At 50.4% G+C, this 9800-nt stretch carries 6 protein-coding genes and 2 rRNA genes; 5 read left to right on the top strand and 3 right to left on the bottom strand.

Annotation, left to right across the window (positions count from 1 at the left end; all coding sequences use genetic code 11):
- The 3 genes from ACFOMG_RS14045 to ACFOMG_RS14035 all read left to right on the top strand — a co-directional run.
- A 23S ribosomal RNA gene (locus ACFOMG_RS14045) occupies window positions 1–96 on the top strand; the annotation flags it as partial.
- Between the two features lie 207 nt (window positions 97–303).
- Window positions 304–419 (top strand): 5S ribosomal RNA (rrf, locus tag ACFOMG_RS14040).
- A gap of 517 nt (window positions 420–936) precedes the next feature.
- On the top strand, window positions 937–2511 hold the full coding sequence (locus ACFOMG_RS14035; protein ID WP_376867491.1) for a vWA domain-containing protein: 1575 nt from the start codon (window positions 937–939) through the stop codon (window positions 2509–2511).
- A gap of 34 nt (window positions 2512–2545) precedes the next feature.
- On the opposite strand, the gene ACFOMG_RS14030 is transcribed toward ACFOMG_RS14035, so the two are convergent.
- Window positions 2546–3571: a hypothetical protein gene (locus tag ACFOMG_RS14030; protein WP_376867489.1), complete on the bottom strand. Its 1026-nt coding sequence runs from the start codon at window positions 3569–3571 to the stop codon at window positions 2546–2548.
- A 187-nt stretch (window positions 3572–3758) separates the two neighbouring features.
- Here ACFOMG_RS14030 and ACFOMG_RS14025 point away from each other — a divergent pair, with 187 nt between their 5' ends.
- A complete protein-coding gene (locus tag ACFOMG_RS14025; RefSeq protein WP_376867488.1) occupies window positions 3759–5099 on the top strand; it encodes a DEAD/DEAH box helicase in 1341 nt (446 codons plus the stop codon).
- A 57-nt stretch (window positions 5100–5156) separates the two neighbouring features.
- Here ACFOMG_RS14025 and ACFOMG_RS14020 read toward each other — a convergent pair whose 3' ends face one another.
- Window positions 5157–5993, bottom strand: a complete 837-nt coding sequence (locus tag ACFOMG_RS14020) for a pirin family protein (RefSeq protein WP_376867487.1) — start codon at window positions 5991–5993, stop codon at window positions 5157–5159.
- A 253-nt stretch (window positions 5994–6246) separates the two neighbouring features.
- On the opposite strand from ACFOMG_RS14020, the gene ACFOMG_RS14015 reads away from it, so the two are divergent.
- A complete protein-coding gene (locus ACFOMG_RS14015; RefSeq protein WP_376867486.1) occupies window positions 6247–7068 on the top strand; it encodes a hypothetical protein in 822 nt (273 codons plus the stop codon).
- Between the two features lie 23 nt (window positions 7069–7091).
- Here ACFOMG_RS14015 and glnD read toward each other — a convergent pair whose 3' ends face one another.
- Window positions 7092–9788, bottom strand: coding sequence for a [protein-PII] uridylyltransferase (gene glnD / locus ACFOMG_RS14010; protein ID WP_376867485.1), 2697 nt, complete (start codon window positions 9786–9788; stop codon window positions 7092–7094).
- Between the last annotated feature and the right edge of the window lie 12 nt (window positions 9789–9800).

The following is a 9800-nucleotide window of genomic DNA, read 5'->3' as shown; positions in this document are numbered from 1 at the left end:
TAGGGCCCTTGAAGACTACAAGGTTGATAGGTCAGGTGTGTAAGCGTTGCGAGGCGTTGAGCTAACTGATACTAATTGCCCGTGAGGCTTGACCATATAACACCCAAACTTGGGTGGGAGCCTTTAGTTAAACACTAAAGAGCACAAGCCAGCTCTGAATAAAACAGAGTAACAAACAATCGGCACCGCCGGTTCGTTTGAGAATCTCTTTTTAAGTGAACAACTTAAAAAAACTCATGTATCCAACCTTATTTGCAACGTAGTCGCAGAAAGCGTAAGACGGCCACAATGCATACAAGTTTGCTTGACGACAATAGAGCTGTGGAACCACCTGAATCCATTCCGAACTCAGAAGTGAAACGCAGCATCGCCGATGGTAGTGTGGGGCTTCCCCATGTGAGAGTAGGTCATCGTCAAGCTTTTATCCAAAAGCCCTGATCATGTAAATGGTCAGGGCTTTTCTCGTTCTGGCTTGCCTTAATTATCGCGGACAGGGTCCGCTCCTACCTGTAGCAACTACGATGACTACACATCGCGGACAGGGTCCGCTCCTACCTGTAGCAACCACGATGAATACACATCGTGGGAGGGGACCTTGTCCCCGAAAAGTGTCACCGTTAAGCCGGATCAATGATCCCCTGAGCGATCATCTCCAGTGCTGTAATGCTTTTGGGAAAGTCCGCTCCTACCTGTAGTAACCAGCTACTGGATGAAAGTGACTGCTTTATTTGCTATTATCACGGCGTCTGCATATACATATAGGAGTTCTGCAGACGGGGATGAAGGGAAATCATACAAACCTCAGTTTCAGCGACGATTAAGCTGATCATCCGGTGTTTCATGTGCCGCCCGAAGGCACTTGTGGTACCCGGCCGCTTTCCTCTCATCGAACTTTTCATTGTTAAAACCGGCTCTGGATTACCGGAGGAGATGGATATGAAAAAAACAGCTAAGTTTGCTTTATCAGCAGCTACTCTGTTGCTGGCAAGTTGTGGTGGCGACTCATTTGATTTCGACTTACCACAAGCGGATGCCGCGAAAAAAGATGAAATTTTCAGCACGGATAGTTATGACATTTATGTGCCGGACGGAATGGGATCACTGACCGCGACAGATCCTTATTTTGATGGTCACGTTTTTTCCGCCGGTGATTCTCTGGCTAATATCCCTTCATCGGTGGTGACAACCTACTCTGCCAGGGATGTCGTTGCTTTTATAGCTGAGCGTGATGCCTATTCTGGCGAGATGGATGTAGATGATGTTGTCGAGACCGTCAAAAGCAGCCTGGGGTTAAATAACCTGGCGACGGTTTTCAAGCAAGACCTGAACACTAATGAGGTGATTGCGACTTATCTCTATTCTGGCTCGGTTACTCAGACGGTGACAGAGTTGGCTACGGTAATGATCAACGGTGCTGCGTTGGAACAGTCCTCTGAGAGTGGTGAACTGACAACGCCACCACAACCACTGGAAGGCGAAGCCAGTGCCACCGAATTTCAGGTATTGATTGGTGTTTCTTATCGCGAAGCGGAAGCAGACAGTGAAGAAAATAATAATGTTCTGATTCTTGCGGCGGTTGTGCCGAATGAAATGGCTAATGCCTATGCCTCTGTATCACAAGGGATAACCAGTACTTCTTCGGTCAGTAATAAAGGCGATGTTATTTTATCTGGTGGTGAACGTTTCTCCGCTAAAGGCTCGACCGATAAAGCCGACTTTCTGTTCGTAATTGATAACTCAGGCAGTATGAGCGACGATCAGGATGCCATCAGTACCGCCGTTGATGCTTTTGTAAATGCGATTACAACCAGCGGCCTGGATGCAGAGTTTGCAACCATAACGACAGATTCTTCAGAGTTAATTGATAGCAATGCAGACGGTGGCTTCACAGCGTCTACCGAAGAACTGAAAGCAGACGTCAAACCGGGTACCGGTGGCAGTGCAACAGAAAGTGGTATTTATCATGCTGAGCAGGCGCTGTTTGATACGGCGCTGGGTGATGCTCAATCTGGTTCAGTCGTTACTGCAGGTTATCCGCGTGCAGATGCTTCTGTATCTGTGATTATGTTATCTGATGAATCAGACCAATATTCACGTTATGCCAGTAATAGCACAGCGTTTGATCTGGCCAATAACCTGTTTATTGATCGTAATTATCAGGTGTATTCCATCGTTAAAGATGATTATCGCGGTGAGGATTATATCGAGCTTTCTAATAACACGGCAGGTAGTTATGCCGATATTGATAACCTTCAGGTATTTGACACTATCATGGAAAAAATTGCGTTAAATGCCGGCAGTGCCAGCTCCAGGATTACACTGGCGCAACCGATTATCCGCAATACGCTGGAAGTTAGTGTCGAAGGAAATCTGGTAAACGAAAGCTCTGTGAATGGTTGGCAATACAATGAGGGTTTACGGACGCTGGCCTTTTTCGGAGCCGCTAAGCCACAGGCCGGGGATCAGATAAGTGTGTCTTATCGCTACCGCCAGTCAGCCAGCGCTGACTGAGGTTGCAGCTGCAAGGGCCCGCAGGGCCCTTTATTTACAGATAGTAGGTCTTACCGGCTTCGGTACCGCGTTTGATGTAATCCCGTAAGCCAATTCCGTTTTTGTCTTTGATCGACTGCAGTTCTTTGAGCTGCTGTCGGGCATGAAAACCATCCAGAGCTTCCATCGCAGAAAGTGGTTTGATCTCTGCGGCGATACGCATTTGTTCCAGCGCCCGGTCGAGTGCTTTGCGTTTATGGATATACAGCAGGCTGAGTGCCGCTTCCAGATGAACGTTGGCGATGCGGCGATTCTGGGCCAGGGCGGCAGAATAATAATTTTCCACAATATCATCGTCAGCCCCGTATGCCATACGTCCCATAAAGCTGCCCATCTTGCGCACAATACCAGCGTCCATTGAACCTTTGGCAGCCAACACGAAGACATTATAAGGTTCCGCTTTAATCATTGCCGCCAGTTCTTCTGACATGGTGTCCATATAGCCGCGGGTCAGTACAACCGGGGCAGAGATTTCTTCGCTTAATCTTGCCATGGCGTAGAATGCAAAATAACGCGCCATAATATCGTGACTGGTTAATTGCTGGTTTTTTTCATGGCGCTCGATAATGTCTTCCCATAGCGCATGGCGTTTGGCTTTATCGTCTTCCAGCCTGAGGCCGTAAGTTGCCTGGGAATAAAAAGCGACACCGTGCCCGAGTGGCCCGAGGTCATAACCTTGTTGAGCGGCCGCCTGAAAGTCACCACGGAAAAACGCTTTCCAGGCGTTTTGCAGGTCGGTGGCGAGTTGTTCTACCGATTCAAATGTTGGAGTGGCCAGTTTGAGTTCGGCATTGCCGTCCAGTACGGTAGTGAGATAGGTCGCATCGGGGAACGGATAGTCGGTCGCCCGGGTCAGCCAGTACCAGTTCTCCTGCAGACTCTCGTCCGAATATTGATAGGGCTCGCTGCTGTATGGGAAAGGTTGCCAGCTGAAATCGTTAACCGGATCGTTAAACTCCTCGGCGCTGATAGCGGCCGAAAACGCACACAGTAGCATCAGGGTTGTGAAAAGGCGCTTCATGGTGAGTACCTGTTATTGTTATTTTGATGGGACTATCGTACTTAAACTATCCGGTTAAGTCACTGTTTGAGCAGGATAGCTGGGCACGTTTATGTAGTGAGCAGGCGATACTGGCCTGGCAAGGGCGTTAGGTCATCGGCCAGCCGGACTGTTATAATGACGGTAATCCAATCCGAGAGCTTTTCCCTTGTTTGCTGATATCGAATTTAACCCGCGTTTATTATTAGGTCTGGAGAAACAGGCCATCACTGAGCCGACCGAAGTGCAGCGCGAGGTATTGCCGTTGGCAATGGCCGGCCACGACCTGCAGGTGTGTGCCGAAACGGGTTCGGGTAAAACACTGGCCTACCTGTTGCCGGTGATGCAGCAGTTGCTGGATAACCCGGCACCGCAGTCAGCCACCCGTGCCCTGGTGCTGGTTCCAACCCGGGAGCTGGCAAAACAGGTATTCAAAAGCTGTAAGGTGTTTACGGATCTGACTCAGCTGGAAGTAGGCTCATTAACCGGTGGTGAAGAGTTTAAATATCAGGCGGCGATTCTGCGTAAAAATCCGGAAATCATAGTGGCCACTCCGGGTCGTCTGGTTGACCATCTGAAGCGTGATACGGCGGAATTAGGGGATCTGGAATTTCTGATTCTTGATGAAGCGGATCGCATGCTCGATATGGGCTTTGCGGAAGACATGGATATGGTGGTCAGTTGCTGTAGCAAGCAACGTCAGACCTTTATGTTATCCGCCACTTTACGTCATGAGGGGGTGGGGCGGATTGCCCGGCAGATGCTGAACGATCCGCAGCAAATTACCACCCACAGTGTGCAGCAGCAGCATGAGTTTATTCGTCAGCAGCGTATTCTGGCAGATGATAATGCCCATAAAGACCGCTTGCTGACCTGGCTGCTGGCCAACGAGCGCTATGATAAAGCGATTATTTTTGTGAATCGCCGTGATGAAGCAGAACGACTGGCCGAATTCTTACGCCGCCATCGCACTGACATTGCTACGCTGCATGGTGAAATGACCCAGGACGAACGCAACTACGTGATGCAATCATTGCGGCAGGGAAAGCGTAGTGTGCTGGTAGCGACCGACGTGGCGGCCCGCGGGCTGGATGTTGAAGGTATGGATCTGGTGGTGAACTATGATCTGGCGCGTAAAGGTGATGAATACGTGCACCGCATCGGCCGTACCGGACGGGCGGGCAAGGCCGGTCTGGCGATCAGTCTGATTGCGGCTAATGAGTGGAATCTGAAAGCAGCTATTGAGCGTTATCTGAATCAACAGATGGAAGCGCGTGAAATTGATGGCCTGAAAGGCAAATATCGCGGCCCGAAAAAAGTAAAAGCATCCGGCAAGGCTGCGGGTAAAAAGAAACCGAAACCCGCTGTACGTAAAGCTCAGGCGAAAAAATCGGTGAAAAAAGGTTCTGATAAGAAAAAGGCGGGTCCACGACCTTCTCGTCCTAAAGAGCAGAAGTCCAACCTGATGGACAGTGATGGTTTTGCTCCGATTAAAAAGAAACAGTCATAACCGAAAACGGTTGTGAAACAAAAAATCCGGCATTAGCCGGATTTTTTTTACCTAGGATCAGAGCGCCAGGGTGCCGTTCTGATAATCGCGTATCGCCTGCTCTATTTCTTCGCTCGTGTTCATCACAAACGGCCCGTAATGGGCAACCGGTTCAGCCAGGGGTTGTCCCGCCAATAATAAAAATGATGAGTCCTGAGTGGCATGGATGTCTGCCGTGCCCTGATGGTCGATCACAACCAGCATCTGCGAACCACTGCTGATGCGGGTATTCAGCTGGCCCTGATAGACATAGGCCAGCAGGGTGTAATTTTCCGGCAGGCTAACCGACAGGCTTTCGCCAGCCGGTAAAAACGCATCCAGATAACGGGCATCGGCGGCCAGCGTGGTGAGTGGCCCCTGATATTGTTGCTGGTTCAGCTGCCAGGCTCCGGCAATGATGGTGGCGTAACCACCATTGCCGAGTGTCGCTTCAGTCATTTGCTGACGTTCAATATCACGATATTGCGGAGGCTGCATTTTCTGGCTGGCCGGCAGGTTAATCCACAGCTGAAAGCCATGCAGGCGTTGTTGCTCGCGGGCCGGCATTTCACTGTGAATAACACCACGTCCGGCCGACATCCATTGTGCACCGCCACTGCTGATTGCGCCTTTATTTCCCATATGGTCGGTATGAGTAAGACTGCCTTGTTTCAGGTAGGTCAGGGTCTCCATGCCGCGATGCGGATGGGGCGGGAAACCGCCGATATAATCTTCGGGGTTATCAGACCCCAGTTCATCCAGCAGCAGGAAAGGATCGGCAACGGGTTGATTAAATAAGCTGGTACGCTGAATTTTTACCCCGTCGCCATCAGCGGCAGGGTGAGCTGGAACAATTTGTTTTACCTGAGTTTCCATAATCGACTCCTGTTATTAATACCAGCGTAGCGGAAATTTCAGTGAAAAATGAGTCGTAAAAACGGCAGAAACCCTTCGTTTTTTCCGAAAAAAGGCCGTTATAGCGACTGTTCGTGTCATTCATAGCTTTATTCAGAAGAACAGGCGAATTTGCTGAACAGGTTGTCCTGCATTTGTTGACTAAATAGCCGAAAAACAGGGGCGTAAAATAGCGCAGTGTGATAATGCACGCTATTCAACAACGGTCAGAAGTATGAAGTTGGCAAACATTCCGGGGAAGAAACTGTTCTTCCCTTTTTTTATTCTTTTAATTGCAATCCCGGTTCAGGCAGCTATGAGGAAGCAGGGAGACTGGTACGGATACTGGGGCTGGAATAATGCAACTTACTCTAACAGTGACATTCATTTTAATGGTGATGATCACGATTTTACGCTGCACAACGTCAGTGCTAAAGACAGACAGAACGATGTGAATTTTTATCAGATTCACCATTCTTACCTGAATCCGATGCGCTTAACGATTCCGCAGTACAACTGGCGTGTGGGGTATTTTCTGCGTGATAACTGGTCGTTGTCACTCGGGTTTGACCATATGAAATATGTCATGGAGCAAAACCAGAGTGTTGCGGCCAGTGGTTATATCGATCGTGCCGGGTTTGAGCGTCGTTATCAGGCGGGCGACCGTGAAGTATTGAGTAATGACTTTCTGACGTATGAGCATACCGATGGTTTTAATCTGATTTCTCTGGAAACCGAAGGGTATCTGCCGTTGTGGAACTGGCAGGATCGAATGGATCTGGCATTACTGGCAGGTTTTGGCGGAGGTGTGTTGTATCCGAAAAGCAACGTTAAGCTACTGAGTGGTGAACGTAACGATGAGTGGCATGTTGCCGGTTACAGTACGCTGGTCAAAATCGGGCTCGAAGCAACCCTGTGGAAAGATTTCTTTTTCCGCTTTATGGGCAAGTTTGGTTATGCGGATATGAACGACGTATTGACCAGTAATCGCGGTGATAAAGCGGATCAGACGTTTTATTACGATGAATATATTGGTGTATTTGGTTTGCGCTTCTGAGAACGTGGCGCAGCGGCTCAGATTTAAACCGCCGACTGCGCTTCCACCTGTTCTTCCAGTCCCATGATGATGGCTTCGCGTAGGTCTTCGCAACGTTCTGCATCCGAAAATGGCTGGCCGGTTTCATCGACAATATAAAAAATATCCGAGACCTGTTCACCTTCGGTAAGAATTTTTGCCCCCTGCATCTGAGCACCAAACTCGGCAAAAATGGCCCCCATGCGGGCTAACAAACCCGGTCGGTCAGCGGCGGTTACTTCCAGCACTGTACGCAGCATCAGTGGGTCGTTACTCATGGTGACCTGGGTTTCTACTTCAAACTGTTTCAGCATACGCGGTGTGCGGCGCATGATGATGGTGGTGAATTCGTCGGGCTTAGATAACGCCTGCTGCAGTGTGGTACGGATTTTTTCCAGCCGCGCGGGATCTTCAATCGACTGGTTGTTTTCATCCAGTACTATATAGGTGTCGACGGCATTATGTTCGCCCTCTGAGGTCATGATGCGGGCATCCTGAATATTCAGGTTAAGCTGGTCGAGGGTTGCGGTGGTTACTGCAAACAAATTGGGCTGATCTTTCATAAAAATAAAGATCTGGGTTGCGCCTTCGAATTCGAGATTACTGGTCTGACGAATGGACACCAGAGGACTTTCGCTGTTGCCGTGGCGATCAATTTCACTGCAGTGCCAAACGATATTATCCACACCTTCACGCAGGAAATAATCGTCGCCGGGCTCGCCCAGCAGCTGGGCAATGCGCTGTTCCGACATCCCTTTCGCCAGTAGCTGGTCATGAATTTCCTGCTGAATTTCAGTAATAACATCGTCTTTATTTATAGGGTTGGCCAGGCCACGGCGTAATGCCGCTTTGGTATTATCGTACAGCTGGCGCATTTGTTCGGCGCGCCAGCTGGTCCAGAGATTGGGGTTGGTGGTGAAAATATCCGCCACTGAAATCAGGTACAACATTTCCAGATGGTTCTGGTCGCCCACTTCCAGCGCAAACTGGTGGATATCCTCCGGGTTGCTGAGGTCGAGTCGCTGAGAAGCGTTACTCATCAGCAGGTGGTTTTCAATCAGCCACACCACGATATGGGAGTCGGTTGGCCGCAGATTGTGCTGGCGGCAGAAGTTACGCGCAATGTCAGCGCCGTTGGCACAGTGATCACCTTGCTGGCTTTTGCCGGTGTCGTGCAGCAGCGCGGTCAGATACAGCAGTTCTTTTTTCTGTACCCGGTGAATCAGGCGTGAAGCGATGGGGAATTTTTCCCGTACTTCTTCACCGAAACGAAACTGGCGCAACATGCGGGTCATACGCAGGCTGTGTTCGTCGACGGTGTAAATATGGAACAGGTCGTGTTCCATCATACCGATGATCTGGCCAAACTCCGGGATATAGTGCCCCAGCACACCATAGCGCATCATGCGCGACAGCTCCCGGACCACGCAGGCCTTGTTTCGCACCAGTTGCATAAACAGCGCATTGTGTTCGCTGTTGCTGCGGAACTCGTCGTTAATCAGATGGCGGTGTTTACGTAACGCACGAATGGTGTTGGTATGAATACCCTTCGCGTCCTGGTGCTGTGCCATTAATAAAAAGACTTTCAGCAGCCAGGCCGGTTCGCGGGCAAATAACTCGGGGTCGTTTAACTGCAGGTAGCCATTACATAAAAAGAAATGTTCGTTCAGTGGCAATACGTCGCTGATTTCGCCGCGCTTTACGAAGTCATCGTTGAAGTGCAGTAACAGCAGGTCGGCGAGTTCCAGGGTTGCCAGCTGGTTGCGGTAGAACTGCGACATAAAGCGTTCTACCCCCAGTTGGCGATCGTCATCATCAAAACCTAGGAGGGCGGCAACGTCACGCTGCAGGTCGAACAGCAGCCGGTCTTCCTCGCGCCCGGCAACCATATGCAGGGCATAACGTACGCGCCATAAAAACTGCATACTGATGGCTAAGCGCTGGTGTTCAAATTCGGTCAGGAAACCTTTGTCCTGCAGGGCCTGTAAGCTGCCATTGCCGAAGTGGCGCATGGTGACCCAGCTGATGGTCTGGATGTCGCGAAGGGTGCCGGGGGAGTTTTTGACGTTGGGTTCGAGGTTGTATTCGGAGCTTTTGTGTTTCTTGTGACGTTCCTGAATTTCCTGCCATTTGGCATTAAAAAATTCATCGGCGGGCCAAAGCTGACTGACTTCAGTGGCCCGGTGTAGCTGCACCAGTAATTGTTGGCTGCCGGCCAGCAGACGGCTCTCCATCATATTGGTGATAATGGTCAGGTCTTTGCGCGCTTCGGCGGAACATTCCGCCAGGGTGCGGACACTGTGGCCAATATCCAGTTTCAGATCCCACAGCAGAGTGATAAAGGCCTGTAGCTGTTCGGCGTGTTGATTGATGGCCTCTTCATCGGCACATAACAACAGCAGATCAATATCGGAATGAGGATGCAGCTCGCCACGGCCATAACCACCCACAGCAACCAGCGCCAGCTGATCACTGCTGAGGCCCTGATGGTGCCACAGGCAGCGTAATACTGCGTCAATCTGGCGGGCGCGGTGCGGGACCAGGGTATCGGCGTCCAGCGTCTGGCGGAAATACTGGTGCGCATTGTCCTGCAGCTCCGCCAGTAAAGGCTTAACCACCGGCAGCGGCGAGACGCTGTCCTTCAGTTGTTGCGCCAGCTGCTCGGGAGCAATCTGCAACAACTGAAGGGCGGGCGTATCCATCGGGGGATGCTG

This window comes from Bacterioplanoides pacificum (genome assembly GCF_042648445.1).
Classification (GTDB): domain Bacteria; phylum Pseudomonadota; class Gammaproteobacteria; order Pseudomonadales; family Oceanobacteraceae; genus Bacterioplanoides; species Bacterioplanoides pacificum.
Note: the sequence above shows the minus strand (reverse complement) of the source record. Positions and strands in the feature narration are given on the sequence as shown.

What these genes read in the sequence shown, in the direction of transcription:
- ACFOMG_RS14035 (WP_376867491.1), top strand. Translation starts at nt 937, where the DNA reads ATGAAAAAAACAGCTAAGTTTGCTTTATCAGCAGCTACTCTGTTGCTG.
- ACFOMG_RS14030 (WP_376867489.1), bottom strand. Translation starts at nt 3,571, where the DNA reads ATGAAGCGCCTTTTCACAACCCTGATGCTACTGTGTGCGTTTTCGGCC.
- ACFOMG_RS14020 (WP_376867487.1), bottom strand. Translation starts at nt 5,993, where the DNA reads ATGGAAACTCAGGTAAAACAAATTGTTCCAGCTCACCCTGCCGCTGAT.
- ACFOMG_RS14015 (WP_376867486.1), top strand. Translation starts at nt 6,247, where the DNA reads ATGAAGTTGGCAAACATTCCGGGGAAGAAACTGTTCTTCCCTTTTTTT.
- glnD (WP_376867485.1), bottom strand. Translation starts at nt 9,788, where the DNA reads ATGGATACGCCCGCCCTTCAGTTGTTGCAGATTGCTCCCGAGCAGCTG.